The organism is Pseudomonas sp. JV414, from assembly GCF_032424305.1.
GTDB classification, from domain to species: Bacteria; Pseudomonadota; Gammaproteobacteria; order Pseudomonadales; family Pseudomonadaceae; genus Aquipseudomonas; species Aquipseudomonas lini.
In genome coordinates, this window is record NZ_VYKC01000003.1 from 369,278 (window position 1) to 394,635 (window position 25,358).

At 59.4% G+C, this 25,358-nt stretch carries 19 protein-coding genes and 1 tRNA gene; 8 read left to right on the forward strand and 12 right to left on the reverse strand.

Going from position 1 to position 25,358, the window contains the following annotated elements:
- Window positions 1-186: 186 nt before the first annotated feature.
- Entirely contained in the window at window positions 187-1,488 is a 1,302-nt protein-coding gene (locus tag F6R97_RS06440; RefSeq protein ID WP_315866266.1) for a leucine-rich repeat-containing protein kinase family protein, read from the forward strand.
- 155 nt (window positions 1,489-1,643) lie between these two features.
- On the opposite strand, the gene F6R97_RS06445 is transcribed toward F6R97_RS06440, so the two are convergent.
- Entirely contained in the window at window positions 1,644-2,348 is a 705-nt protein-coding gene (locus F6R97_RS06445) for a YebC/PmpR family DNA-binding transcriptional regulator (RefSeq protein WP_038982422.1), read from the reverse strand.
- A 231-nt stretch (window positions 2,349-2,579) separates the two neighbouring features.
- Here F6R97_RS06445 and F6R97_RS06450 point away from each other — a divergent pair, with 231 nt between their 5' ends.
- Window positions 2,580-4,004, forward strand: a complete 1,425-nt coding sequence (locus tag F6R97_RS06450; RefSeq protein WP_050683299.1) for a type VI secretion system Vgr family protein — start codon at window positions 2,580-2,582, stop codon at window positions 4,002-4,004.
- Between the two features lie 3 nt (window positions 4,005-4,007).
- Here F6R97_RS06450 and F6R97_RS06455 read toward each other — a convergent pair whose 3' ends face one another.
- Window positions 4,008-5,399, reverse strand: coding sequence for an FAD-dependent oxidoreductase (locus F6R97_RS06455; protein WP_315866267.1), 1,392 nt, complete (start codon window positions 5,397-5,399; stop codon window positions 4,008-4,010).
- Between the two features lie 10 nt (window positions 5,400-5,409).
- Window positions 5,410-6,735, reverse strand: a complete 1,326-nt coding sequence (locus F6R97_RS06460; protein ID WP_315866268.1) for an MFS transporter — start codon at window positions 6,733-6,735, stop codon at window positions 5,410-5,412.
- Window positions 6,736-7,019: 284 nt separating this feature from the next.
- Here F6R97_RS06460 and F6R97_RS06465 point away from each other — a divergent pair, with 284 nt between their 5' ends.
- Window positions 7,020-7,898 carry a LysR family transcriptional regulator gene (locus tag F6R97_RS06465; protein WP_050683297.1) on the forward strand — a complete coding sequence of 293 codons (879 nt, stop codon included), beginning with the start codon at window positions 7,020-7,022 and terminating at the stop codon, window positions 7,896-7,898.
- A gap of 92 nt (window positions 7,899-7,990) precedes the next feature.
- On the opposite strand, the gene F6R97_RS06470 is transcribed toward F6R97_RS06465, so the two are convergent.
- Complete coding sequence (locus tag F6R97_RS06470) at window positions 7,991-8,857, reverse strand: LysR substrate-binding domain-containing protein (RefSeq protein ID WP_050683296.1); 867 nt, start codon at window positions 8,855-8,857, stop codon at window positions 7,991-7,993.
- A gap of 113 nt (window positions 8,858-8,970) precedes the next feature.
- Between F6R97_RS06470 and F6R97_RS06475 the strand changes: the two genes are divergently transcribed.
- From F6R97_RS06475 to F6R97_RS06485, 3 genes are all read left to right on the forward strand, one after another.
- Complete coding sequence (locus F6R97_RS06475; protein WP_048396837.1) at window positions 8,971-10,080, forward strand: 2-aminoethylphosphonate--pyruvate transaminase; 1,110 nt, start codon at window positions 8,971-8,973, stop codon at window positions 10,078-10,080.
- Between the two features lie 149 nt (window positions 10,081-10,229).
- Window positions 10,230-11,057, forward strand: a complete 828-nt coding sequence (phnX, locus tag F6R97_RS06480) for a phosphonoacetaldehyde hydrolase (protein WP_315866269.1) — start codon at window positions 10,230-10,232, stop codon at window positions 11,055-11,057.
- 190 nt (window positions 11,058-11,247) lie between these two features.
- Window positions 11,248-11,796: a cytochrome b gene (locus F6R97_RS06485; RefSeq protein ID WP_315866270.1), complete on the forward strand. Its 549-nt coding sequence runs from the start codon at window positions 11,248-11,250 to the stop codon at window positions 11,794-11,796.
- 163 nt (window positions 11,797-11,959) lie between these two features.
- On the opposite strand, the gene F6R97_RS06490 is transcribed toward F6R97_RS06485, so the two are convergent.
- Both F6R97_RS06490 and F6R97_RS06495 read right to left on the reverse strand, forming a co-directional pair.
- Window positions 11,960-12,883, reverse strand: coding sequence for a 1-aminocyclopropane-1-carboxylate deaminase/D-cysteine desulfhydrase (locus F6R97_RS06490; protein WP_315866271.1), 924 nt, complete (start codon window positions 12,881-12,883; stop codon window positions 11,960-11,962).
- A gap of 169 nt (window positions 12,884-13,052) precedes the next feature.
- Window positions 13,053-15,092 (reverse strand): NADPH-dependent 2,4-dienoyl-CoA reductase, encoded by a 2,040-nt coding sequence (locus tag F6R97_RS06495; RefSeq protein ID WP_050682423.1) that lies wholly within the window; start codon window positions 15,090-15,092, stop codon window positions 13,053-13,055.
- Between the two features lie 209 nt (window positions 15,093-15,301).
- Here F6R97_RS06495 and F6R97_RS06500 point away from each other — a divergent pair, with 209 nt between their 5' ends.
- Window positions 15,302-16,432 carry a carbon-nitrogen hydrolase family protein gene (locus F6R97_RS06500; RefSeq protein ID WP_315866272.1) on the forward strand — a complete coding sequence of 377 codons (1,131 nt, stop codon included), beginning with the start codon at window positions 15,302-15,304 and terminating at the stop codon, window positions 16,430-16,432.
- Window positions 16,433-16,435: 3 nt separating this feature from the next.
- Window positions 16,436-17,476 carry an AraC family transcriptional regulator gene (locus tag F6R97_RS06505; protein ID WP_038982408.1) on the forward strand — a complete coding sequence of 347 codons (1,041 nt, stop codon included), beginning with the start codon at window positions 16,436-16,438 and terminating at the stop codon, window positions 17,474-17,476.
- A gap of 347 nt (window positions 17,477-17,823) precedes the next feature.
- Here the strand turns inward: F6R97_RS06505 and F6R97_RS06510 are convergent, their stop codons facing one another.
- The 6 genes from F6R97_RS06510 to clpX form a co-directional block, all read right to left on the reverse strand.
- The gene (locus F6R97_RS06510) at window positions 17,824-18,678 is read right to left on the reverse strand and encodes a DUF2242 domain-containing protein (RefSeq protein WP_038982407.1); all 855 of its coding nucleotides are present in this window, start codon (window positions 18,676-18,678) and stop codon (window positions 17,824-17,826) included.
- A gap of 281 nt (window positions 18,679-18,959) precedes the next feature.
- Window positions 18,960-20,831, reverse strand: coding sequence for a SurA N-terminal domain-containing protein (locus F6R97_RS06515; RefSeq protein WP_038982406.1), 1,872 nt, complete (start codon window positions 20,829-20,831; stop codon window positions 18,960-18,962).
- A gap of 102 nt (window positions 20,832-20,933) precedes the next feature.
- Window positions 20,934-21,010 (reverse strand) — tRNA-Asp (locus tag F6R97_RS06520).
- Window positions 21,011-21,063: 53 nt separating this feature from the next.
- Window positions 21,064-21,336, reverse strand: a complete 273-nt coding sequence (locus F6R97_RS06525; RefSeq protein ID WP_002552737.1) for an HU family DNA-binding protein — start codon at window positions 21,334-21,336, stop codon at window positions 21,064-21,066.
- Between the two features lie 149 nt (window positions 21,337-21,485).
- The gene (gene lon, locus F6R97_RS06530; protein WP_007901802.1) at window positions 21,486-23,882 is read right to left on the reverse strand and encodes an endopeptidase La; all 2,397 of its coding nucleotides are present in this window, start codon (window positions 23,880-23,882) and stop codon (window positions 21,486-21,488) included.
- 161 nt (window positions 23,883-24,043) lie between these two features.
- The gene (gene clpX, locus F6R97_RS06535; protein WP_007946893.1) at window positions 24,044-25,327 is read right to left on the reverse strand and encodes an ATP-dependent Clp protease ATP-binding subunit ClpX; all 1,284 of its coding nucleotides are present in this window, start codon (window positions 25,325-25,327) and stop codon (window positions 24,044-24,046) included.
- Window positions 25,328-25,358 lie beyond the last annotated feature (31 nt).

Consider the following 25,358-nt stretch of genomic DNA (forward strand, 5'->3'; position numbering starts at 1 on the left):
TTGCCCGCGAAGAACGATGACGCGTAATACCTGAAAAACCGCGGTGCATTCTTCGCGGGCAAGCCACGCTCCCACAGGTTCTGCGTCTTGACTTACTGGCCTTTAGGGCAAGCCCGATTTTCCCGCTATCATGTCGCCCATTTCCAGGCCCTCACGCCCTCCTCCTGATCAATAGCGAACCTGCCCATGGATACCCTCGCACAACTGCGCGCCGGCCAACTGTCGGGCATCACCCGCCTGGATCTGTCCTGCGGCCTGACCGAGTTCCCCCGGGAAATCTTCGACCTGGCGGACTCGCTGGAAGTGCTCAACCTCAGCGGCAATGCTTTATGCAGCCTGCCAGACGACCTGCACCGCCTGACCCGTTTGCGCGTGCTGTTCTGCTCGGACAATCAGTTCACCGAACTGCCCGCTTGCCTTGGCCAGTGCACCGCGCTGACGATGATCGGCTTCAAGGCCAACGCCATCGAAAACGTGCCGGGCGGCGCCCTGCCACCGCTGTTGCGTTGGCTGATCCTGACCGACAACCGCCTCACGGAACTGCCGACCGAACTGGGTGAACGCCCGCATCTGCAAAAGCTCATGCTCGCCGGCAACCAGTTACAGCATTTGCCCGAAAGCCTGGAGCACTGCCATCGACTCGAACTGATCCGCATCGCCGCCAATCAGCTCACCGAGCTTCCCGAGTGGCTGCTGACCCTGCCGAGCCTGACCTGGCTGGCGTACGCCGGTAACCCGCTGGAAACCGAAGCCGATGCCGCCGCACTCGAAGCCACCGCGAGTATTCCCTGGCCCCAACTGAGCCTGGAGAAAAAACTCGGCGAAGGCGCGTCGGGGGTTATTCATCAGGGTTTGTGGGAGCAGACGAAACAGGTCGCGGTAAAACTCTATAAAGGCGAAATGACCAGCGATGGCTCGCCGCTGCACGAAATGAACGCCTGCATCACCGCCGGCATCCATCCCAATCTGATCCGGGTCGAAGGGCGGATTGTCGGTCATCCGCAAGCGCAGGCCGGGCTGGTGATGCAACTGATCGATCCGAGTTACCGCAACCTGGCCGGGCTGCCGAGCCTGGCGTCCTGCACCCGCGACGTCTACGCCGATGACACCTGGTTCAGCGCCGGCGTGGCGCTGCGCATCGCCAGTGGCATTGCTTCAGTGGCTGAACATTTGCACCGCCAAGGCATCACTCACGGTGATCTCTATGGTCACAACATCATGTGGAACGAGGACGGTGATTGCCTGTTGGGCGACTTTGGCGCGGCGTCTTTCCATGCCACTTCGGACAGCCTTGAAAGCCGCGCACTGCAACGGATCGAGGTGCGGGCATTCGGGGTGCTGCTGGGGGAATTGCTGGAGCGGATCGACTCGGGGTTGAGCGATGAAGGGCGTGAGTCGTTAGGGGCGTTGCAGCAGCGCTGCTGTCAGCCGGATGTGCTGGCGCGGCCGGGGTTCAGCGAGGTTGTGCGGGAATTGAAGGGTTTCTGACCGCAAAGACAGAACCTGTGGCGAGGGGGCTCGCCCCCGTTGGGTTGCGAAGCGACCCCAAAAGCGACGGCTGCTGCGCAACCGAACGGGGGCAAGCCCCCTCGCCACAGGCAAGCTCCCTCGCCACAAGTCAGATCACAAACTGTCGGAACCGCTTAACCCGCCAACCCGACAAACATGTCCTGCACGTCATCGTGGTTATCGAGGCCTTCGAGGAATGCTTCGACTTCTGCCATCTGCTCATCGCTCAAACCACTGACCGGGTTTTTCGGCTGATAGCCCAACTTGGCCGACAACACGGTGAAACCCTGCTCCGGCAGCGCTTTCTGGACCGCATCCAGGTCCGCTGGTTCGGTCAGGAACAGCGTCGCGCCGTCTTCACCTGGTTCGAAATCCTGGGCACCGGCTTCGATCGCAGCCATTTCCGGATCGGCGTCAGGGCTGTCCGGGGACGCCTCGATCATGCCGACGTGGTTGAAGTCCCAGGCCACCGAACCGGAAGCGCCCAATTGGCCCTTACGGAACGCGACGCGGATTTCAGCGACGGTGCGGTTGATGTTGTCAGTCACGCATTCAACGATCAGCGGCACCTGATGCGGTGCGAACCCTTCATAGGTCACGCGATGGTATTGCACGGTTTCGCCGAGCTGGCCGGAGCCTTTCTTGATCGCGCGTTCCAGGGTTTCACGGGGCATCGAGGCTTTTTTCGCCTGTTCGACCACCAGACGCAGGTGTGCGTTGGTGGCGGTATCGGCACCGTTGCGGGCAGCGATGGTGATTTCTTTCACCAGTTTGCCGAAGATCTTGCCCTTGGCGTTAGATGCCGCTTCTTTGTGTTTAACCTTCCACTGTGCGCCCATTACTCACTCTCTTGATCTGTGGCGCCGAGACATCTATTGGCCGACGCGTTGCGCAAGTTTATACGGCCTAAAGATGCCAATCGACCAAAAATTCCAAGATCTTCACCCTGTGTTGAATCGACATCTTCACCAATGTTTGTAGGGCGATTCTGAAAAGTCGATTTGCGGTGACGCTTCAGGGCTGTGGTTTCGTACCCTCTGCGCCCATCCTCCCTGGCAGAAGCGCGCTCGATGCACAACGACAAGGAAAGCCCCTTCACCCTGACACTCTTCGACGGCGGTTTGAGTCTGCAGGTGTTGCAGTTCAGTGGCCGTGAAGGTCTCAACCAGCCCTATCGATTCGACATCGACGTGATTGGCCTCGCACCGGCGATGCATCCCGACCAATGGCTGCAACAACCGGCGTTTTTGCGGTTGGCGGGTGACCAAGGCATTCACGGCGTGATCCACAGCGTCAGTCGCGAACATCGCGGCCCGCACCGGGTCGGCTACTCCCTGGTGTTGGCGCCCCATCTTCAACAACTTCACATACACAGTTCGCGTCGGGTGTTTCATCGTCTCAGCGTGCCCGCGATCGTGCGCCAGTTGCTGGAAGAGCATCAATTACCCGAGCACAGCTACCGCTTCGAACTGGCAAACGGCTGCTACCCGCCCCGGCCTTTTTGCATTCAGTACGATGAGAGCGATCTGGCCTTCCTGCAGCGGCTGTGTGAGGAAGAAGGCATCCACTATCACTTCGAACATCAGCACGACGGGCACGTGCTGGTACTGGCCGATGACAGCCTGAGTTTCCCTCAGGAACCGCTGCTGATGCCGTTCCATGACGACACATTCAACGACTCCGGCTTGCCGGTGATCAGCGAACTGTTCCAGCGCCATGACCCGGACCTCGCCCCGGCACGATGGGAGGCCAAAAACCGCGGTGCGCAGGTGGTCGGCGATGGAGCGGCCAACCACCCGCTCGCCAGAACCGGCCCGATGACGGCACGCCCCGCGCCCGAACAGCTTCATCACGATCAGCTCAGCCGCCGACGACTGGAACGCCTGCGCTGCCAGCAACGGCAGATCCACGGCCAAAGCAACTACAACGAACTGCGCAGTGGACGGATCCTGCAAGTGGCGCAGCATCCGCTCTCGAGTTTCAACGATCAGTGGCTGCTCACCGATATCCGGCACCACGGACAGCAGTCGTCAATTCTCACTGAAGACAAGCCCGGCAGTGCCCGGCGCTACAGCAATCAGTTCACTGCCATTCCTTGGTCAACGGTGTTCAGGCCGGCGCTCAAACAGGCCAGGCCGAGCATCCCGGGCTATCAGACCGCCCGGGTACTGGGCTCCGACGGGCAACCGGTGGTGCTCGATGACCAGAGCCGGATACAGGTCAAACTATGGCCGACGCCAGCGTTCGACGCGGATGAATCCGACGGTCTCTGGCTACCGGTCGCCCTCGCAACGCCGGACGGTCGGATCGATCCGGCCAGGCTGCCCATGGCCGGCATTGAGGTGTTGGTCAGCTTCCTCGACAGCGACCCGGATCGGCCGGTTTTGTGTGCTGGCATGGGCCATCCCCAGCCTTCCCGCCCCGCTCCCGAGCCACGTCGCGATGGCCGTCTGTTGCTCGATTGGCTGGTCAACCGCTCGGATCTCGCACCTTGAGTTTCATCCTTTGTCGGCCTTGCCCGCCGCTGCGGCAAACTTGGCCAGGCGCACGTCGAGGTGCCGTGGCCGATGCCCATAATCCTCGGCGCGCTCCTTGCGGCGAATGGCATTGCGCACCATCAATGAGCCGAGGTAGCGGATCGGCTCCGGCGGAAAAAAACCCAACGGGCCGTTCACCAAGGGCGAGCGGGTCCAGGCGTTGTCCAATCCCAGCACCATCGAGGCGAGAATCTGCCCGCCCATATGGCAAGGCCCGACACCGCTGCCGGAGTAACCGAAACCGTAAAACACATTGTCGCTGGCGCTCATCTGGCCGAAGAACGGTAAACCGGTGACGGAGCGATCCGAAGGCCCGTTCCAGGTGGCCTCGACCTTGACCTTGGCGAACGCCGGGAAGAACTCGCTCAGGCTGTGCTGCAACAAGCCGGCATAGGGCGATGGCTGATCGAACACCGGCAACATTCGCCCACCGTAGGTGAAGGTATTGCCGCCCTTGCCGAGCATGATTCGACCGTCCGGGGTGTTGTGGTAGTAGTGCACGAAAATCCGCGAATCGAGCACCGTCACGCCGCTGGTCAAACCGATCTCGTTGAGCAAATCCGGCCGCGGTTCGGTGATCAGCATGTCGCTGGAAACAATCGCCACACTGCGTTCGAACTGTGGAAACGCCCGGGCCATCCAGGCATTCATCGCCAGCACCACCCGGTCGGCGCGGACTGTGCCATTGGGGGTTTTAATCCCCGCAGGCTTGCCCTCTACCAGGCCGGTCATCGCGGTGTTTTCATGAATCTTCACCCCCAGCTGCAAGGCCACCCGACGCAGGCCGCGCACCAGTTTGCCCGGCTGAACACTCGCGGCAGCCGGGGAAAACCAGCCCTCCAGGTGTTTGCTGGAACCGGCCATGCGCTGTACATCCGCCAGTGGCCGCCGGGTGAAAGAATTGATGCCGTTGCGCTCCAGCGCCGCAATCACCGCGTCGGTCGAGCCACATTGGGCGCGGTTGGTAGCGGTGTAGAGCGTGCCGTCGAGGCGGTAATCGGCGTCCACCGCGTACTGTTCGCAAAAGTCACCGATAGCGTGGATGCTACGCTCGGACTCCTTGACCAAGCGCACGGCTTCTTCGACGCCAAACAACCGTTCCAGGGTGAAATACTTGGCCGACCACGACAGCGCACAACCACCGTTGCGCCCACTGGCACCGGCACCGCAGATGTCCGCTTCGATCAGCAACACATCCAGTTCGGAGTTCTGCTGCTTGAGCATGATTGCGGTCCACAACCCGGTGTAGCCGCCACCGACAATGCAGACGTCGGCGCGGGTATCCCCGGATAAAGGTTCGCACGGCGCGCAGGACTCGGCCGCCAGCGCCTGTTCCAGCCAGTAAGGTCTCATGGGGTAATCCTTATGTACGCAGGGGTTTTACGGTCATCGATTGGTTAGGCACAAATGCACTTTCGGGACGCAGGCCAGCCGGGCGGCTGTTCCAGTAAGGAATCAACACCAGAGCGGAGAATAATGCGCAGCCGGCAAAGACAATGAACACCGTGACCGAGTCGAAGTAACCCGGCAGCAGCCCGCCGAGAATCGCCCCGATCGAGCCGCAACCGTTGACGAAGCCCGCCGCCGTGGCACCGGCCTTGGCGGTGCCGAAATCGATCGCCGCCGCGCCGCTGATCATCGAGTCCGGCCCGTATAGGGTCAGGCCCATGACGAACAGCAGCGCCACCACCAGCAAGACGCTGCCGGTATGCAGGGCGCCCATGAACAGCGCCAGGGAAACGGTGAGTGCCAACAAGCTCAGCACACAGGCCGGCATGCGTCGGGCGCCGAACAATTTGTCCGAGGCCAGCCCCAGCAGGATTGGCCCGAGCAACCCGGCCAGTTCGAACGCGGTGGGAATGATCGCCGCGCCAACCTTGCCCACCGTGGGCATTTGCTCGAAGACGATCACCGGCCCCCACAGCAGAATTGCGTAGCGCGCCGGTTTCAACAGAAAGTACGCCAGCCCCAGCACCAACACCGTACGGTTGCGCAGGATTTCCCGCAGCGGCGCCAGGATGCTGATCTTGCTTTGAGCGTGCGCCTCTTCGGCGGTTAACGCAGGTTCCGGCTCCACCGCCGGCAAGCCAACGTCTTCGGGTTTGTTACGTTGGAAAATAAAAAACAGCACGGCGACCAGCCCAACCACCGCCGCACTGGAAATGAACGCTGCGTGCCAAGTGCCGATCAGCGTATACGCCCACCAACCTGCAAATGGCGAGGCTACCAACCCGCCAAAGGCGTAGCAGGAGCTCCATAAACCCAACACCCGCCCACGCTGCTCAGCAGGAAAGAAACTGCCTATGTTCTTGCACAGCCCCGACCATCCGGTGGACTGCGCCAAACCTTGAATCAGCATGCAAGTGGCGAAAATCGGCAACGTGGCAAAGCTGCCCATCACCAGCGCGGCCAACGCGGAAATCAGCAATCCGCCGAGCACCACGACCCGTGGCCCGAAGCGGTCGGCCAGGATGCCCCAGGTGAATTGCCCGATGGCGTAAGCGGCCAGGTAGATGGCGTCGAGGTTGGCCATGGCCATTTTGTCGAGGGTGAAGTCGGGGTCTTCGGCGATCCCCAGTTTGGCCACGGAAAAGGCTTTGCGGGTGAAGTAGAACGCGGCATACGCGAGCCAGGTGATGGCGAAAATCTGCACGCGCCAACGTTTGATGGTACCGATGGGACTGTTCATTGTGGTTCTGACCTCAGGGTGTGAGTGTGCCGGCAGAATTGGAAGAAACGCCTGTGTTTTTTATTGTTGAGCACTGCGGTATCGCCTGTTCCCTGAGGCGATACCGGTCAGATGAGTCCTGCTGATTGCACGCACGGGCTCATGGCCACCGCGCGCTGTTCGACTGAACAGTCACCGGGGCTGAGGCGATAAAAACAATTACTGATTAATAAGTGAAATCGATTTATCGTATTTCCAATATAAGCTCAGCTTGTTACTGCTTAAGCTCGTTACTGGAGAGTTCGATGTCGGTATCCCACGCCCAGCTCAAAGCCTTCCACGCCGTCGCGGTCCATGGAAGCTTTACCAGGGCCGCCGAGCGGCTGTTTCTGACGCAACCGGCGATTTCCGACCAAGTGCGCAAGCTCGAAGAGCGTTTCGGTGTGTTGCTGTTCCACCGCAACAAACGCTCCGTGCGCCTGACCGATCTGGGTGAACGCCTGTTGAGCATCACCCAGCGACTGTTCGTCATCGAAGCCGAGGCGCAGGAGTTGCTTCACGCGTCTCAAGCGTTGCAAACCGGCAGCCTGATTCTGGCGGTCGATGCGCCGGTGCATGTGCTGCCGCAGATTGCACGGTTCTGCGAGCGCTACCCCGGCATCAGCGTGAAGATTGAAACCGGCAACACCGACGAATCGCTGTTTCGGCTGTTCAACTATCAAGCCGACCTAGCCCTGTTGGGGCGCGATGTCAGCGACGATCGTTTGCTCTCGTTGCCGCTGCGCAATGACCCGATGGTGGCCTTCGTTTCACGCCATCATCCATGGGCCGATCGCGAGTCCATCTGCCTGGCGGATCTGGACGACACGCCGTTGGTGCTGCGGGAAATCGGCTCGGTGACGCGGCAAACCCTGGAAGAAGAAATGGCCCGGGCCGGATTTCGCATCCGCCCGGCGATTGAAGTCGAAGGCCGGGAAGCGGCGCGCGAGGCAGTGGTGGTCGGGATTGGCGTGGGAGTGGTGTCGGCCGCTGAATTTGGCGCGGATTCGCGGGTGTGCGCGTTGCCGATTACCGATTGCACACGGCGGCTGACGGAGACGCTGGTGTGCTTGCGCGAACAGAGTTCGCGGCGAGTGGTGGCGACGTTTCTGGAGATGGTTCGCGAAAGCTTACCCACCCTGTAGGAGCTGCCGAAGGCTGCGATCTTTTGATTCTGCTTTTAAATGCGAAGATCAAAAGATCGCAGCCTTCGGCAGCTCCTACAGGGATTCCACGATCAAGTCAGATTTGGCGCCAACCCAAAAAACGCCTGTATCAAGCGCAAATCCCGCCGCCGTTCCATGCACCCGATCATGTGCCGATTGACCAACCCCTCGCCAATAATCGGCACCGCAGCCACTCGCGGGTCGTGGCTGACTTCCACCGACGACACCACGCCCACGCCCAATTCTGCGGCCACGGCCTCGGTCACTGCCTCGCGACTGTCCAGCTCCAGCAACACCCGTGGATTGACCTTGGCCTGAGCGCACGCTTCGTCGAAGGTGCGTCGGGTAATCGAACTCGGCTCGCGCAAGACCATGATCACCTGGTCCAGCTCCTTGAGTTGTACCCCTTTCGACTTCTGCGCCCACGGATGTCCAGCAGGCACCAACGCGCAAATCCTCGACTCGCTCAACGCTTGCAGGTGCAGCCCCTTGCGCGGCTCGACCTCGGTCAGCACCGCCACGTCGGCATGCTCCGACAACAACGCCGCCAACGTTTCCTGAGCATTGCCCAACCGCAGGTTCACGGTGATCCCCGGATAACGCGCGCGCAGGCTGGCGAGCATCGGCATGACCATGTGCGGCCCGTCCGCCGCCACTTCCAGGCGCCCGGTCAGTAGCTGCCGGTTTGCCTCCAGCATCACCTGCGCCTCTTCGGCCAGACCAAACATCGCCCGGGTGATCGCTGCCAGTTTGGTGCCCTCTTCCGTCAGCTCGACGCGCCGCGCGGTGCGTCGCAACAAGGTGATCTGGTAGTGCTCCTCCAGCGCCTTGATGTGCCCGGTGACGGCCGGTTGGCTGATAAACAGGCGCTCGGCGGCGCGGGTGAAGCTGCCTTCCCGAGCCACAGCGTCGAAGGCGCGCAGCTGAAACAGATTCATGAATAACCCTCGCTGATGGCTGGCATAACAACAAACAATTTGATTGATAGCTCACCGAATTGCAATTTATGTCCCGTAGCTTCATCCCACTGAGCCTTTGCGAGGACACAAGAATGAGTACTGCCGAGCCCATCCTGCTCACCCCCGGCCCATTGACCACATCGAGCCGCACCCGTCAGGCAATGATGGTCGACTGGGGCTCATGGGATGACCGTTTCAACCAACTGACCGCCAGCCTCTGCGAACAACTGCTGACGATCATCAACGGCGGCGACAGCCATCACTGCGTGCCGTTGCAAGGCAGCGGCACGTTCGCGGTCGAAGCGGCCATCGGCACGCTGGTGCCTCGCGACGGTAAAGTGCTGGTACTGATCAACGGCGCCTACGGCAAACGCCTGGCGAAAATCTGCGAAGTGCTCGGTCGCTCGTTCAGCACCTTCGAAACCGCCGAAGACGAACCAACCACCGCCGCCGACGTCGACCGCCTGCTGCGGGCCGATGCCAGCATCACCCACGTCGCGCTGATTCACTGCGAAACCAGCACCGGCATCCTCAACCCGCTGGCGGAAATCGCCCACGTTATCGAGCAGCACGGCAAGCGCCTGATCATCGACGCCATGAGTTCGTTTGGCGCCTTGCCGATCGACGCCCAAGACGTGCCATTCGACGCACTGATCGCCGCCTCGGGCAAATGCCTGGAAGGTGTGCCGGGAATGGGTTTCGTCTTTGCACGCAAAGAAGCGCTGGCCAATGCCGCCGGTAACTCGCACTCACTGGCGATGGACTTGTTCGATCAGCACACCTACATGGCCAAGACCGGCCAATGGCGCTTCACCCCGCCGACCCACGTGGTCGCGGCGTTGCACGAAGCGCTGCTGCAATACAACGAAGAAGGCGGCTTGCCCGCACGGTATCAGCGCTACGCCAATAACTGCCAGGTGCTGCTCGATGACATGGCCAAACTGGGGCTGCGCAGCTTCCTGCCCGCCGCGATCCAGGCGCCGATCATCGTCACCTTCCACGCGCCGAAAGACCCGCGCTATCAGTTCAAGGAATTCTACGAGCGGGTCAAGGCCAAGGGTTTCATCCTCTACCCCGGCAAACTGACCCAGGTCGAAACCTTCCGCGTCGGCTGCATCGGCCACGTCAACCAGGGCGAAATGCACGCGGCGGTGGCGGCAGTCGCCGATGTGCTGCGCGAGATGGAAGTCCTCGAAATCTGATTCACCCCCAATCCCTGTGGGAGCGGGCTTGCTCGCGAAAGCGGACTGACATTCAACATTGATGTCGACTGACACACCGCCTTCGCGAGCAAGCCCGCTCCCACCAAAAGCAGCTCCCTATTAGCCAGTTGCCACAGGATTTAATCACCATGAACTACAGCAACCCAACCAAACTCCAAGCCGCCATCCTCGACTGGGCCGGCACCGTGGTCGACTTCGGCTCCTTCGCCCCGACGCAGATTTTTGTCGAAGCCTTCGCCGAGTTCGACGTCCAGGTTTCCATTGAAGAAGCCCGCGGGCCGATGGGCATGGGCAAGTGGGACCACATTCGTACCCTGTGCGATCAGCCGCAAGTCGCCGAGCGTTACCGCCACGCGTTCGGTCGCACCCCGACCGACGATGACGTCACTGCCATCTACAAACGTTTCATGCCGCTGCAGATCGAAAAAATCGCCGAACACTCGGCACTGATTCCGGGTGCCCTGGACACCATCGCCAACCTGCGTCAACAAGGGATCAAGATCGGCTCGTGCTCCGGCTACCCGAAACAGGTCATGGACAAAGTCGTCGAACTGGCCGCCACCAATGGCTACATCGCCGATCACGTGGTCGCCACCGACGAAGTGCCCAACGGTCGCCCTTGGCCGGCTCAGGCATTGGCCAACGTGATCGCCCTGGGCATCGACGACGTCGCGGCCTGCGTGAAGATCGATGACACGGTCCCGGGCATTCTCGAAGGTCGCCGCGCCGGCATGTGGACCGTGGCGTTGATCTGTTCCGGCAACGCGCTGGGTCTGGACTACGAAGGTTATCGCGCCCTGAGCAGCGATAAACTGGCCAGCGAACGCAAGCGCATTCACGCGATGTTCGAAGGTTCGCGGCCGCACTACATGATCGACACCATCACCGACTTGCCCGAGGTGATCGCCGACATCAACAAGCGCTTGGCCAAGGGCGAGATGCCGCAAACCAACTGATTGCATCCCTCGCCTCACAAAAAAGCGCCAGTACCTTTAACGGAACTGGCGCTTTTTTGTGGCCGATTACTTGATTCAGAGCATTGAACAGCCGATTGGTCTCAGGCAAATCCTCCAAACAGGATTACAGTTAACGCCACGCCGTCGAACAAGAACGGTGACTTCAGACCACACCTGTGAGGAACGCCGTATGCCCTGGAAGAATTCCGAATCACGCTACAGCTCCGTATCGATCGCGCTGCACTGGTTGATGCTGGTGCTGTTAATAGTGGTTTACGCTTGTATCGAATTGCGCGGGATATTCCCCAAAGGCAGCGGCGGCCGGACGCTGATCAAGGAAGCGCACTTCATGCTCGGCTTGACGGTGTTCGTGCTGATTTGGCTGCGACTGTTCGCCCGCAGCCTGGGGCCGGCACCGCAGATATTCCCCGCCTCGCCTCGCTGGCAAACCCTGCTCGCCAAACTGATGCATTGGGCGTTGTATATTTTCATGATCACCATGCCGATTCTGGGCTGGCTGATTACCAGCGCCGAGGGGCATCAGGTGATGTTCTATGGCATCGATCTGCCGTTGCTGATCGAAGAAAACAAACCGTTTGCCAAGGAGCTTGAGGGCTGGCACGTGCTCGGCGGGACGATCGGCTATTGGCTGATCGGACTGCACGCCGTGGCCGGGCTTTATCACCACTATGTGGTGCGCGATAACACCTTGCTGCGGATGATGCCCAAGCGTGGTTGAGCGGCTACTCAATCAAGACACAAAACCTGTAGGAGCGAGCGGTGCGGCGATCCGACTTGCCCGCGAAGAACGATGACGCGTAATACCTGAAAAACCGCGGTGCATTCTTCGCGGGCAAGCCTCGCTCCTACAGGATATTCGTCGCTCGAATTTCTTAGTCCCCTCACCGTGAACTGAACCCCCGGCGGCCCTGCAAGCCGCCGGTGTGGATGAAGACCAGCCGCGTTCCCCGGGCAAATTTACCCGCCTCGACTTGCTGCTTGAGCGCCAGCAACGCTTTGCCGGTGTACAGCGGTTCGAGGGGAATGCCACTGGCCTGTTCGGTCTGCTCGATGAACGCCAGCAACGGCGGGTCGACTTTGGCAAAACCGCCACGGCTGGCGTCCAGCAGTTCATAGCCGGGATCGATCAGGCCGGCTTCCTGCACAATCATCTCGACCTGTTGCGCCACGCCATGGTCGTCAGGCACCGCCAACGCGCCATACACCGGATGCTCACCCGCCTCGGCCAGAACCAGACCGGCCAGGGTCGTACCCGTTCCGCAGGCCAGCCACCAGCCGTCGTAATTGCTCCAGCCCAGACCGCTCAATTGCTCGCGGGCCAGAGTCACCAATTGCCCGCAACCCTTCGCCCCAAGCAAGCCGCCACCACCTTCCGGTACTGGATGTAGCTCGGGATATTGCTCCCGCCATGGTGCCCAGAAGCCTGGTTCGTGCCGCGCTCGATAACCACCATAACCCAACCAATGCAAGTGCATGCCGAACGCCTGCAAGTCCTTCACCGTCGGCGTTTCTTGCGGATGCCCGCGCTGCAGGCCGACCGTGGTGAAACCGAAGCGTTTGCCCGCTGCGGCCAATGCATGGAGATGGTTGGAATGAGCACCACCCAGGCTGATGATGCCTTGGGCGCCGCTCTGGTCGGCGGCTTTCAGGTGTTCGATGAGTTTGAACCACTTGTTGCCACTGATCAGCGGGTCAATCTGGTCCAGACGCAGGATTGCTACTTCGATTCCGGCGGTGGTGAGCCAGTCGAGGTGAAGGGATTCGAGGGGGGCTTGGGGTAGCCAGTCGCTGGGCGGGAGAAGCATCGAGTTGCCGGCTCTGGGAAAGAAGCCGGCATCTTAGCAGCCTTGAGGATGCCATCGCGGGCAAGCCCGCTCCCACAGGGATTTTGCGTCGCTCACAAAATGCATGAACAACATAGAATCTGTGGGAGCGGGCTTGCCCGCGATGGCCATTGGCACGCTGGGCTTGCTGTTACAACTCAGCCGCCAACCGCGAACCCTGGTTGATCGCGCGTTTGGCATCCAGCTCCGCCGCCACGTCCGCGCCACCGATCAAATGCACGTTCTGCCCCGCCGCGATCAGACCGTCCTGCAACTCACGCAACGGATCCTGCCCGGCGCAGATCACGATGTTGTCCACCGGCAGCACCTGCGGTTCGCCGCTTTCGCCGATGCGGATGTGCAGGCCTTCGTCGTCGATTTTCAGGTACTCGACGCTGTTGAGCATCTGCACCTGCTTGTTCTTAAGTCCCGTGCGGTGAATCCAGCCGGTGGTCTTGCCCAGACCGTCGCCGACCTTGGATTTCTTGCGCTGCAGCAGGAACACTTCACGGGCCGGCGCATGCGGTTCAGCCTTGATCCCCGCAACACCGCCGCGCGCTTCGAGGTGTGTATCGATGCCCCACTCCTTCCAGAATGCTTCGCGGTCCTGACTGGTGGCCACGCCCTGATGGACGAGGAATTCCGACACGTCGAAACCGATACCACCGGCACCGATCACCGCGACGCGCTTGCCCACCGGTTTGCGCTCGAGGATCACGTCCAGGTAGCTCAGCACCTTGGCGTGCTCGACGCCCGGAATCGCCGGGGTTCTTGGGGCGATGCCAGTGGCGAGAATGATTTCGTCGTAACCGCCCTCGACCAGCTTCACCACATCCACACGGGTGTTCAGGCACAGCTCGACGTTGGTGGTCTGCAATTTGCGGTTGAAGTAGCGCAGGGTTTCGAAGAACTCCTCCTTGCCCGGCACACGCTTGGCGATGTTGAACTGGCCGCCGATTTCGCTGGCCGAATCGAACAAGGTCACCTGATGACCACGTTCGGCGGCCACGGTTGCAGCGGACAAGCCCGCAGGACCGGCACCGACCACAGCGATTTTCTTGATCTGCTGCACCGGCAGGTAGTTGAGTTCGGTTTCATGGCAGGCCCGTGGGTTCACCAGGCAACTGGTCAACTTGCCGCCAAAGGTGTGATCCAGGCATGCCTGGTTGCAGCCGATGCAGGTGTTGATTTCATCGCCACGACCAGCAGCAGCTTTATTGACGAAATCCGGGTCGGCGAGGAACGGGCGCGCCATGGACACCATGTCGGCATCGCCTTCGGCCAGAATCTGCTCGGCGACTTCCGGGGTATTGATGCGGTTAGTGGTGATCAGCGGAATTCCTACCTCCCCACGCAGCTTGGCCGTGACCTTGCTGAACGCCGCACGCGGCACCTTGGTGGCGATGGTCGGAATCCGCGCTTCGTGCCAGCCGATGCCGGTGTTGATGATCGTCGCACCGGCCTGCTCGATGGCCTTGGCCAATTGCACGATCTCTTCCCAGCTGCTGCCGCCTTCAACCAGATCAAGCATCGACAGGCGGAAGATAATGATGAAGTTCGGGCCGACCGCTTCGCGCACCCGGCGGACGATTTCTACCGGCAGGCGCATGCGGTTTTCGTAAGCGCCGCCCCAGCGATCAGTGCGATGGTTGGTGTGGGCCGCGAGGAACTGGTTAATGAAATAACCTTCGGAGCCCATGATCTCGACGCCGTCGTACTCGGCTTTTTGCGCCAGGGTCGAGCAAGTGACGAAATCGCTGATTTGTTTCTCGATGCCTTCCTCGTCCAGCTCTTTAGGCTTGAACGGGTTGATCGGCGCCTGGATCGCGCTCGGTGCCACCTGTTTCGGGCTGTAGGCATAACGCCCGGCATGAAGAATCTGCATGCAGATCTTGCCGCCCGCCTCGTGCACCGCTCGGGTGACGATCAGGTGCTTGAGGGCTTCTTCCTCAGTGGTCAGCTTGGCCGCGCCGGAGTAAACCCCGCCCTCATCGTTCGGGCCGATACCGCCGGTAACCATCAGGCCCACACCGCCACGGGCACGCTCGGCGAAATACGCAGCCATGCGCTCGAAACCGCCAGGCTTTTCCTCAAGGCCCGTGTGCATCGAGCCCATCAGGGTGCGGTTGCGCAACGTGGTAAAACCCAAGTCCAGCGGGGCCAACAGGTGCGGGTAATGAGCGGCGGCCATCGGTAACTCCACAACGAGCGATCACGGAAAAAATGCAGGAGCTCTTCGGCCCCCGTCAGTCATGTTCGACAGACTAAGAGTCGCACTGCTGTCACTCAATGACCGTAACTGACAACTTATTGATCCAAATGTGCAGCGCCCCTTGGCAAGCGCGGGCATGGGCCCTACCCTAGTCGCGAACCCTGCACACGGCCGCTGACTGTTTCCCCATGCGCAAACTTTTGTACCTGACCTTCTCCATGGCGTTGATCGCCGCCCTCACGACCTACGCGATGTGGGCCGCGGACCGTCCGGTGGGTCATTACCTGTCGGACCTGCGCATCAGTCTCGCGGTCGATCAGGGCACTCCCGCCGATCGCGGCAATCTGCTGGGGATCCAGCCCGAGCTGTTCCCCACCGACTACCAAAGCCCCGAACGCCTGCACCGCAAGCTCGCCGCTTACTTGCAGAAGGCTCAGGATCAGGGCCTGCTGAATGAAAAAACCATCGTCGTACTGCCCGAACATGTCGGCACCTGGCTGATGATCAGCGGCGAAAAGGACGAGTTGTACCAGGCCACTTCTCTCAAGGAAGCCATGAACTGGCTGGCTGTGAGCAACCCGTTGCAGTTCATCCGCGCTCTGATCAGTGCCGAGGGCGGCAGCCGCCTCGACGACGCGCACTTGCGCATGAAAGCCAAGAAAATGGCCAAGAATTACCAGGCGCTGTTTGGCGGCTTGGCAAAAGAGTTCCGCATCACTCTGGTGGCGGGTTCCATCGTGTTGCCCGAGCCGAGTGTCAGCGATGGCACCCTGAAGATTGGCCGCGGTGCCCTGTACAACAGCAGCGTAGTGTTCGGTCGCGACGGTTTGCCGATCGGCCAGCCTCAGCGGCAAATGCACTCGACTTTCGCTGGGCACGACACTGTCCAAGCCAATTCCGAACAAACGATCAACGTCGTCGATACACCGGCCGGACGCCTGGGCGTGCTGATCGGCAGCGACAGTTGGTATCCCGACAACTATCGCAAACTCGACGATCAAGGCGCGCAGCTGGTGGCGGTCCCGGCGTTCGTCGTCGGGCGCGGGTCCTGGGATCAACCGTGGCCCGGCTACAAAGGCCAGTCCACGCCGAATTCTGTCAACCTCAAGGCTGGCGAACTGAGTGAAGGTCAGGCCTGGCATCGGTTGACGCTGAGCGCCCAACCGCCCGGCAGCCAGGCCATCGCCGGCATGAGCGTGTTCCTGCGCGGTCAATTCTGGGACAAGGGCAGCGCCGGTCAAAGCTTCCTCAGCAGCAACGGGCAGCATTTTGCCGACGGCGATGCCCGGGGCGCACGTTTGCTGAACCTCTGGCTGTAAACGATGAAACCGCAACCGATGCGTCTCGGGGATCTATCGGTGGGCTTCGTCCATAGCCTGGCCGATGCCGTGCGCAGCCATGGCCTGGACCCACAACCGCTGCTTGAACAGTACGGTCTCGACGCCGCGCGACTGGCCGAGGCCGGCGCCCGTCTCTCGATCCCGCGCTACATGCGCCTGGGTCACGGCGCCATTCAACTGACCGACGACCCGGCACTGGGCTTGCGCATGGGCCGGCTCAGTCGCCTGAGCCAGGCCGGCCTGGCCGGAGTCACCGCCGCCCAGGCCCCCACCGTGCGGGAAGCGGCGCGTTGCCTGGTTCGCTTCGAAGCGCTGTACGGCTCCAACTATCGCGGCCAGTCGAGCTTTCACGAAGACGCCCAAGGCGCTTGGCTGCGGTTCTATTCCATCAGCCCCTATAACGCCTACAACCGCTTCGTGGTGGATTCGATCCTCGCCGGCTGGTTACAGCAATTATCCAGCGTAAGCCCTGCCCCGCTACGCGCCGAACGGATCGAGATCGAATTTGAAGCGCCGGATTACCGCGAGGCGTACGCCGTGCTGGGGGATAGTCCGATTCAGTTTGGCGCCGAACAGAATCAACTGCGGCTGAGCCTGGACAGCCTCGCCCAGCGCAACCCGCAGCACTGCCCGAGCACCTGGCGGCACCTGCTGCAACTGTGTGAACGGGAACTGGAGCAACTGACACGCACCCGCAGCCTGCGTGAACGCATCACTCAGTTACTGGGGCCGTTGCTCAATGGTGGTCGGGAACCCGACCTGGAAGAAGTGGCGGCACGCCTGAAGCTGCCAACCTGGACCTTGCGCCGCAAACTCGCCGAGGAAGGCACGCAATTTCGCGCGATCCTCAATGACACACGTCGCGACCTGGCCATGACCTACATCCGCGACACCGAACTGGCGTTCGGGGAAATCGCCTACCTGCTGGGTTTTGCCTCAGCCGAAGCCTTTCAACGGGCCTTCAAACGCTGGAACGGCCAGACCCCCGGCGAGTTTCGCCGCAGTCATCGCCAATCCGCGTAAGACTTACAACTCGGTAGCGTCTTCGGCCGGTTCCAGCGGGTCCAGTTCAAACGCCTGATACTCGAGCAGTTCTTCTTGATAATCGTCCATTATTAAACCCCCATCGCTTGTAGAAAAAAACGTCTGAATAAATGACTAGCGCCCTGAGCATAAAGTGCCTGCATGAAAGAAAAATGACACTGGCACGACACTACTTCGCTACTAAATAAAACGTAGCAGGTGGTCAGGAATTTATCACAGGATTTTTTCGATACGAGCTGTGGGAATTCGGCTCGATTTGATGTGGATCAATCTTGGAAGGTGTTACGGGATCGGAGTCGTCTGACCCGATCCGTAACATTAACCGATTACTGCCCGGAGACAGGCATGGCCGAAATCGGCTCGCTCGGAGGGGGCATGGTGCTTGAGTCTGCCGGCGGCGACCCTGATTCTGTGGACGAAGCCGGCTCGCTGCCCTGCTCTGGACTGATCGGCGCCGTTTCAGCAGGCGGTGCAACAGGCTCCGAACTGGCTGGAGCGGTTTCGGCAGGTGCAGGTTCGGCTGCCGGCGCTGGAGCAGGCGCTGGTTCTGCCGTCGGGGTCGGGGTTGGCGCCAACTGAGCCGGCGCAGCCTTGACTTCAGGCACACCCAGATCAGTCTTCGGCTTCTCGGTAATGTGCGCGGCCTTCTTCGCTTCCGGCGGCAGGAATAACTCGACCAAGGCAAAGAAACGCTCGTAGAACTTGGCCGAGGACACGGTTTCACTGGCGACCTTGACCATCGAGTCGTCGGACGAGCCGATCGGCATCGACACCGAGCCCAACACACCAACACCGAGACTGGCGGAGTTGTTGGTCTTCTTCAGCGCATAACGGTCCTGCAGAGCATTGGCGAACACGGTCGCGTGGTGCCCTTCGCTGCCATCATCGGCACAAACCACGCTGAAGCTGATCTCCATGTGGGTCTCGCCAGTCTGCTGGAAGCTCTTGTGACCACTGACCAGCTTCGGATCGGCGCTGGTGATGATGTAACCCTGGCTGAGCAAAGCCCGACGGGCAGCCTCGCAGGACTGCTTATCGGTCACCGGGTAATTGCGCGAAAACGTTCCGGAATCGTCGAAGTTCTCATGCTCGTAGATGGCGGCTTTCTTCGATGAACAACCGGCAGCGGCGGCCAGCACCAAGGCCAGCCCGACAACACGCATGGGAATTGATCTAAACATTGAACATCCTGAGGAAAACGGTTCGGGGCGTATTGTGCAACAGATCGATGCTTAGCGGAGCATCGATTGTGTCTTAAAACGGTTACAGGTTTGTTGAGCCGGGTTCTAAGGAGAAAGTCCCATCTGGAGCGAAGATCAAAAGATCGCAGCCTTCGGCAGCTCCTACATGGCATCGCGTGCCTCTGTAGGAGCTGCCGAAGGCTGCGATCTTTTCGTTTCACCCACAAAAAACCCCAGCCTTTCGGCCGGGGTCTTTGTGTCGCGCATAGCTCAACCAAGCATCAGAAACGCTTGATCTCAGCCTCGCTTTCCAACAGCTTGCGGTAAGCCGCAAAGTCTTGCTGGCCAATGCGCGAGGCGAGGAAGCGACGGTATTGAACCTTCTCTTCTTCGGTCGGCGCCGCGGCTTCGTTCACGCCGTTCAGACGCACGATCACCAGGCTACCATCGGCCAGGGTCACGCTGCTGAAGGTCGGTTTGTCTTTGGCAACCGGTTTCGGCATGCGGAACAGCGCTTGCAGCACAGTTGGGTCGACCCCTTCCTGAGCGCGATTCGCCGCTTGAGTCACTTTCCAGTTCTGGCCATCGATCGCCTTGTCCAGCGCAGTCTTGCCATCGCGAAGGCTGACGATCAGTTGATCAGCCTTGGTCTTGGCGGCAGCACTGGCATGCTCCTTGGTCAGTTGCGCACGGATGCTGGCAGCCACGCTTTCCAGTGGCAGTTGCTCAGGCTTGCGGTGTTCCTTGGCGCGCAGCACGATCACAGTTTCCGGGTCCAGCTCGATGGCGGTGCTGTTGGCACCCTCATCCAGCACTTCAGGACTGAACGCAGCGGTCACTACAGCACGGTTGGCCGCCACACCTTCGCCACCTTCACGGCCGAATGGAGCGGAGGTATGAACGGTCAGCTTCAGGTCTTGTGCCGGCTGGGCCAGATCGGAGGCTTCGAACGACGAGTCTTCCAATTGCTTGGTCGCCTCGACGAAACGCTGCTCGACCTGCTGGGTTTTCAGCTCGCGGGTCAGCTTGTCTTTCAGACTGGCAAACGTCGGCACTTCAGGGGCTTCAACGCCCAGCAGCTTGATCAGGTGGAAACCGAAGTCAGTGCGAACCGGCTCCGAAACCTGATCCTTGGCCAACGAATACAGGGCTTTTTCAAACGCTGGATCGTAGACGCCTGGACCTGCATAACCGAGGTCACCGCCATTGTTCGCCGAGCCTGGGTCCTGGGAGAATTCCTTGGCCAGGGCCTCGAATGTCTCGCCTTTGGCCAGACGCGCCTGCACTTCTTCGATTTTGGCCTTGGCTTGCGCCTCGGTCATCTTATCGTTCACTTCGATCAGAATATGCGCCGCCCGGCGTTGCTCGGACAGGTTCGCGGTTTCTTTCTGATACGCCGCTTGCAGGTCTTCGTCCTTGACGCTGACCTGATCAAAGAAGGACGCCTTCTTCAATTCGAGGTAGTCGATGACCACCTGATCCGGCGTCATGAATTCCTTGGCGTGTTCGTCGTAGTAGGCTTTGACTTCGTCGTCAGTCAGTTTCACCGCCGCAGGATCTGCCTTGACGTTCAGGGTGGCGAAATCGCGGGTCTGTTTTTCCAGACGGGCGAAGGCCAGAACCTGTGCATCGGTGACAAAGCCGCTACCGGCCAAGCCAGCGCGCAACTGACCGATCAGCATTTCCTGAGCCAGCATCTGGCGGAATTGCAGACGGCTATAGCCGAGTTGACGGATCACCTGGTCGAAGCGCTCGGCGTTGAACTTGCCATCCACCTGGAATTCAGGCGTTTGCAGGATCACCTGATCCAAAGCTGCTTCGGAGAAAGCGAATTTCGATTTTTCTGCGCCTTGCAGCAGCAGTTTGCGATCGATCAGGCCTTTGAGGGCCGATTCGCGAAGCATTTTTTCGTCGAGCAAGGAAGCATCGAAATCCTTGCCAAGCTGTTGCATGAGCTGACGGCGTTGCATATCAACCGCCTGGTTCAGCTCGTTTTGACTGATTTCTTCACCGTTGACCTTGGCCGCATCCTGGCTGTTGGTCGTCGCCTGGAAAATGGCCTCGATACCGGTGAAAGCCATCAGTACAACGATGATCCCGATAATGGTCTTGGCAATCCAGCCTTGTGAATTGTCCCTGATATTCTGCAGCATGCGTCCCCCAGAAACGGTTGAACTTCAAAATTAGGCAACCGTGGAGCGTGGGTAGAATCCGGATAGAAGAAAGGCGCATCCGAGGATGCGCCTTCTCGTAACTGGCGGAGCGGACGGGACTCGAACCCGCGACCCCCGGCGTGACAGGCCGGTATTCTAACCGACTGAACTACCGCTCCGCTGCCAAGTCAGGAATGACCCCGACCCGGATAGGCAAAAACCTGAATCGAACTTAGTTGACAGCTTCTTTCAGTGCTTTACCGGCTTTGAAACCTGGTTTTTTGGCGGCGGCGATTTCCAGCGTCTTACCGGTCTGTGGGTTACGACCGATGCGAGCTGGACGATCGGTCACGGAGAAGGTACCGAAACCAACCAGAACAACAGAGTCGCCAGCCTTGAGAGCGCCAGTGACGGATTCGATTACAGCGTCCAGCGCACGGCCAGCAGCAGCTTTCGGGATATCAGCGGATGCAGCGATAGCATCAATCAGTTCCGACTTGTTCACTCTAAGTCCCCTTATATCTATTTGAGTTTGATTCTAAGTTTTTTGGTGAAAGCAAAAAAACGAGTGCTGAATGGCCTACAGACACTTAAGAGCCGCTTTATAACAAGGGCTCTAAAAAACTGTCAACAAGCCCCCCAGGCAAATGCGTACTAATGCGTGCTAATTCTTTCCTTAGAGTCAGACTCGCGTTTTTCATCCTTTGCAACGATCTCCGGAACCACATCCGGCAAGGGCTCCGGCGCGTATTGCAGCGCAATTTGCAGGACCTCGTCAATCCATTTAACTGGTTTAATCTGTAGATCTTGCTTGATATTGTCAGGAATTTCCTTCAGATCGCGTACGTTCTCTTCAGGAATGATCACCGTCTTGATTCCACCGCGGTGAGCAGCCAGCAGTTTTTCCTTCAAACCACCAATCGCCAACACCTGACCACGCAAGGTGATTTCGCCGGTCATGGCAACATCCGCGCGTACAGGAATGCCAGTCAATGCTGACACCAGGGCCGTGCACATGCCTACACCGGCGCTAGGGCCATCTTTCGGCGTTGCCCCTTCAGGCATATGGATATGGGTGTCGCGCTTCTCGTGGAAGTCCAGGGGAATCCCCAGGCTCTTCGCACGACTGCGGACAACGGTCAGGGCTGCGGTGATCGATTCGACCATCACGTCACCCAGGGAACCCGTCTTGATCAACTGGCCTTTACCCGGTACGACCGCGGCTTCGATGGTCAGCAATTCGCCGCCCACCTGAGTCCACGCCAGGCCCGTTACCTGGCCAATCTGATCCTGCGATTCAGCCAGACCGTAACGGAACTTACGCACGCCCAGGAAGTGCTCGAGCATGTCGGCAGTGACCTTCACCGAGAAGCGTTTTTCCATCGCATGCTCTTTGACTGCCTTGCGGCAAACCTTGGCAATCTGGCGCTCCAGCCCACGTACACCGGCTTCGCGGGTGTAGTAGCGGATGATGTCGCGGATCGCTTCGGCATCGAATTCCAGCTCGCCCTTCTTCAGACCGTTGGCCGTAATCTGCTTCGGCGAAAGGTATTTGACGGCGATGTTGATCTTCTCGTCTTCGGTGTAACCCGGCAGACGAATCACTTCCATCCGGTCCAGCAGCGCCGGCGGAATGTTCATGGAGTTGGAGGTGCAAAGGAACATCACATCGGACAGGTCGTAATCGACTTCCAGATAGTGATCGTTGAAGTTGTGGTTCTGCTCGGGATCGAGCACTTCCAGCAACGCCGACGCCGGATCGCCACGCATATCGCTGCCCATTTTGTCGATTTCATCGAGCAGGAACAGCGGGTTGCGGACGCCCACCTTTGTCATCTTTTGAATCAATCTTCCTGGCATCGAACCGATATAAGTCCGGCGATGGCCACGAATTTCCGCCTCATCGCGCACACCACCGAGGGCCATGCGGACGAATTTGCGGTTGGTGGCGTGAGCGATCGACTCCGCCAGAGAAGTTTTACCCACCCCTGGAGGCCCAACCAGGCACAGCACCGGACCACGAATCTTCTTCACGCGCTTCTGCACGGCGAGATATTCGAGGATCCGCTCTTTGACTTCTTCCAGACCATAGTGGTCGGCGTCGAGAATGTCTTCGGCACGAGCGAGGTCCAGACGCACCTTGCTCTGGGCCTTCCACGGCACTTGAACCAGCCAGTCGATGTACGAACGCACCACCGTCGCTTCCGCGGACATTGGCGACATTTGCTTGAGCTTGTTCAGTTCGGCCTGAGCCTTGGCCAACGCGTCTTTCGGCAGACCAGCGGCATCGATACGCTTTTTCAGCTCTTCGATTTCGTTGTGGCCTTCGTCGCTGTCGCCCAGTTCTTTCTGAATGGCCTTCATCTGCTCATTCAGGTAGTACTCGCGCTGGCTGCGTTCCATTTGCTTTTTAACGCGGCCGCGAATGCGTTTTTCGACTTGCAGCAGATCGATCTCGGCATCCAGCAACGCCAGAACGTGCTCGACCCGGGCCGACAAATCGATAATTTCGAGGATTTCCTGCTTCTGCTCGATTTTCAGGGCCATGTGCGCGGCCATGGTGTCGACCAGGCGGCCTGGCTCATCGATGCTGTTAAGCGACGACAGGACTTCAGCGGGGACTTTCTTGCCCAACTGCACATATTGTTCGAACTGAGCCAGCAGGCTACGGACAAACACTTCCGACTCGCGCTCAGGCGCGTCGACTTCGTCGATCAGCGAAACTTCGGCACGGCAGTGGCCGTCGACTTCGCTGAAGCGCTCCACGGCGCCCCGCTGCTCGCCCTCGACAAGAACCTTGACTGTGCCGTCAGGCAGCTTGAGCAGCTGCAGAACGGTAGCGATGGTGCCTACGCGATAAAGTGCTTCTTCACCGGGATCGTCGTCAGCAGGATTTCGCTGAGCCAGCAGAAGGATCTGCTTGTCGCCCGTCATCGCTGCCTCGAGGGCTTCGATGGATTTCTCGCGCCCCACGAACAGCGGGATAACCATGTGCGGATAAACCACGACATCACGCAATGGCAGGAGAGGCAATTCGATGGTTGTCTTCATGATTTCGCCTCTACGGCGGCCATAAGGCCGTAAACAGATGGATGTAAGCTTGAAACCAAGATGGGGGCTGTTTTCAAAAAAAACAAGCGCAAATAAAATGTTAAAACGCGTTAAAAGCAAAGGGGCCCGAAGGCCCCTTCTTTATTCCAGCAGTGTGACGCTTAGGCGTCTGGCGCTGCCTTGGCAGCCGGCTCACTGTTTTCGTAGATATACAGTGGCTTGGACTTACCTTCTATAACGCTTTCATCGATCACTACTTTACTCACCTCGGACTGCGAGGGGATTTCATACATAGTGTCGAGCAATACACCTTCGAGGATCGAGCGCAGTCCACGGGCACCGGTTTTGCGTTCCAGAGCACGTTTGGCGACCGATTTCAGCGCGTCGGCCCGGAACTCCAGATCCACGCCTTCCATCTCGAACAGCTTGGCATACTGCTTGGTCAGAGCATTTTTCGGCTCGGTGAGAATCTGCATCAACGCAGCCTCATCAAGCTCGTCCAGCGTGGCAAGTACCGGCAGACGACCGACGAATTCCGGGATCAGACCGAACTTGACCAAATCGTCAGGTTCGACTTCACGCAGGGATTCACCGACTTTCTTGCCTTCTTCCTTGCTGCGAACTTCCGCGTTGAAACCAATGCCGCCCTTGGTGGAACGGTTTTGAATAACCTTTTCCAGACCGGAGAACGCACCACCGCAGATGAACAGGATGTTACGGGTGTCGACCTGAAGGAATTCCTGCTGCGGATGCTTGCGACCACCTTGAGGTGGAACGGAAGCGACCGTGCCTTCGATCAACTTGAGCAGGGCCTGCTGCACGCCTTCACCGGAAACGTCCCGGGTGATCGACGGGTTGTCAGATTTGCGCGAGATCTTGTCGATCTCATCGATGTAGACGATGCCCATCTGGGCTTTTTCTACGTCGTAATCGCACTTCTGCAGCAGCTTCTGAATGATGTTCTCGACATCTTCCCCTACATAACCCGCCTCGGTGAGGGTGGTTGCGTCGGCGATGGTGAACGGAACGTTCAGCAAGCGGGCCAGTGTTTCGGCAAGCAGGGTTTTACCCGAGCCTGTCGGGCCGATCAGCAAGATGTTGCTTTTGCCGAGTTCGACGTCGTCATTCTTTTTGTCACGCTGGTTCAAACGCTTGTAGTGGTTGTACACCGCTACGGCCAGAACCTTTTTCGCACGTTCCTGACCAATCACGTACTGATCAAGGATGCCGCTGATTTCTTTAGGCGAAGGCAATTTATGCGCGCTGCTTTCGGCCTGGGCTTCCTGCACCTCCTCACGGATGATGTCATTGCACAGGTCGACGCACTCGTCGCAGATAAAGACCGAGGGGCCGGCAATCAATTTGCGTACTTCATGCTGGCTTTTGCCACAGAAGGAGCAATAGAGCAGCTTGCCGTTGTCCTCGCCGTTGCGGGTGTCAGTCATTCGTTCGATCCAAATCCGATAGGCTTGCAAC

Excerpts from the sequence above, each read along its gene's own strand:
- F6R97_RS06440 (WP_315866266.1), top strand. The coding sequence starts at position 187 with ATGGATACCCTCGCACAACTGCGCGCCGGCCAACTGTCGGGCATCACC.
- F6R97_RS06445 (WP_038982422.1), bottom strand. The coding sequence starts at position 2,348 with ATGGGCGCACAGTGGAAGGTTAAACACAAAGAAGCGGCATCTAACGCC.
- F6R97_RS06450 (WP_050683299.1), top strand. The coding sequence starts at position 2,580 with ATGCACAACGACAAGGAAAGCCCCTTCACCCTGACACTCTTCGACGGC.
- F6R97_RS06455 (WP_315866267.1), bottom strand. The coding sequence starts at position 5,399 with ATGAGACCTTACTGGCTGGAACAGGCGCTGGCGGCCGAGTCCTGCGCG.
- F6R97_RS06460 (WP_315866268.1), bottom strand. The coding sequence starts at position 6,735 with ATGAACAGTCCCATCGGTACCATCAAACGTTGGCGCGTGCAGATTTTC.
- F6R97_RS06465 (WP_050683297.1), top strand. The coding sequence starts at position 7,020 with ATGTCGGTATCCCACGCCCAGCTCAAAGCCTTCCACGCCGTCGCGGTC.
- F6R97_RS06470 (WP_050683296.1), bottom strand. The coding sequence starts at position 8,857 with ATGAATCTGTTTCAGCTGCGCGCCTTCGACGCTGTGGCTCGGGAAGGC.
- F6R97_RS06475 (WP_048396837.1), top strand. The coding sequence starts at position 8,971 with ATGAGTACTGCCGAGCCCATCCTGCTCACCCCCGGCCCATTGACCACA.
- phnX (WP_315866269.1), top strand. The coding sequence starts at position 10,230 with ATGAACTACAGCAACCCAACCAAACTCCAAGCCGCCATCCTCGACTGG.
- F6R97_RS06485 (WP_315866270.1), top strand. The coding sequence starts at position 11,248 with ATGCCCTGGAAGAATTCCGAATCACGCTACAGCTCCGTATCGATCGCG.
- F6R97_RS06490 (WP_315866271.1), bottom strand. The coding sequence starts at position 12,883 with ATGCTTCTCCCGCCCAGCGACTGGCTACCCCAAGCCCCCCTCGAATCC.
- F6R97_RS06495 (WP_050682423.1), bottom strand. The coding sequence starts at position 15,092 with ATGGCCGCCGCTCATTACCCGCACCTGTTGGCCCCGCTGGACTTGGGT.
- F6R97_RS06500 (WP_315866272.1), top strand. The coding sequence starts at position 15,302 with ATGCGCAAACTTTTGTACCTGACCTTCTCCATGGCGTTGATCGCCGCC.
- F6R97_RS06505 (WP_038982408.1), top strand. The coding sequence starts at position 16,436 with ATGAAACCGCAACCGATGCGTCTCGGGGATCTATCGGTGGGCTTCGTC.
- F6R97_RS06510 (WP_038982407.1), bottom strand. The coding sequence starts at position 18,678 with ATGTTTAGATCAATTCCCATGCGTGTTGTCGGGCTGGCCTTGGTGCTG.
- F6R97_RS06515 (WP_038982406.1), bottom strand. The coding sequence starts at position 20,831 with ATGCTGCAGAATATCAGGGACAATTCACAAGGCTGGATTGCCAAGACC.
- lon (WP_007901802.1), bottom strand. The coding sequence starts at position 23,882 with ATGAAGACAACCATCGAATTGCCTCTCCTGCCATTGCGTGATGTCGTG.
- clpX (WP_007946893.1), bottom strand. The coding sequence starts at position 25,327 with ATGACTGACACCCGCAACGGCGAGGACAACGGCAAGCTGCTCTATTGC.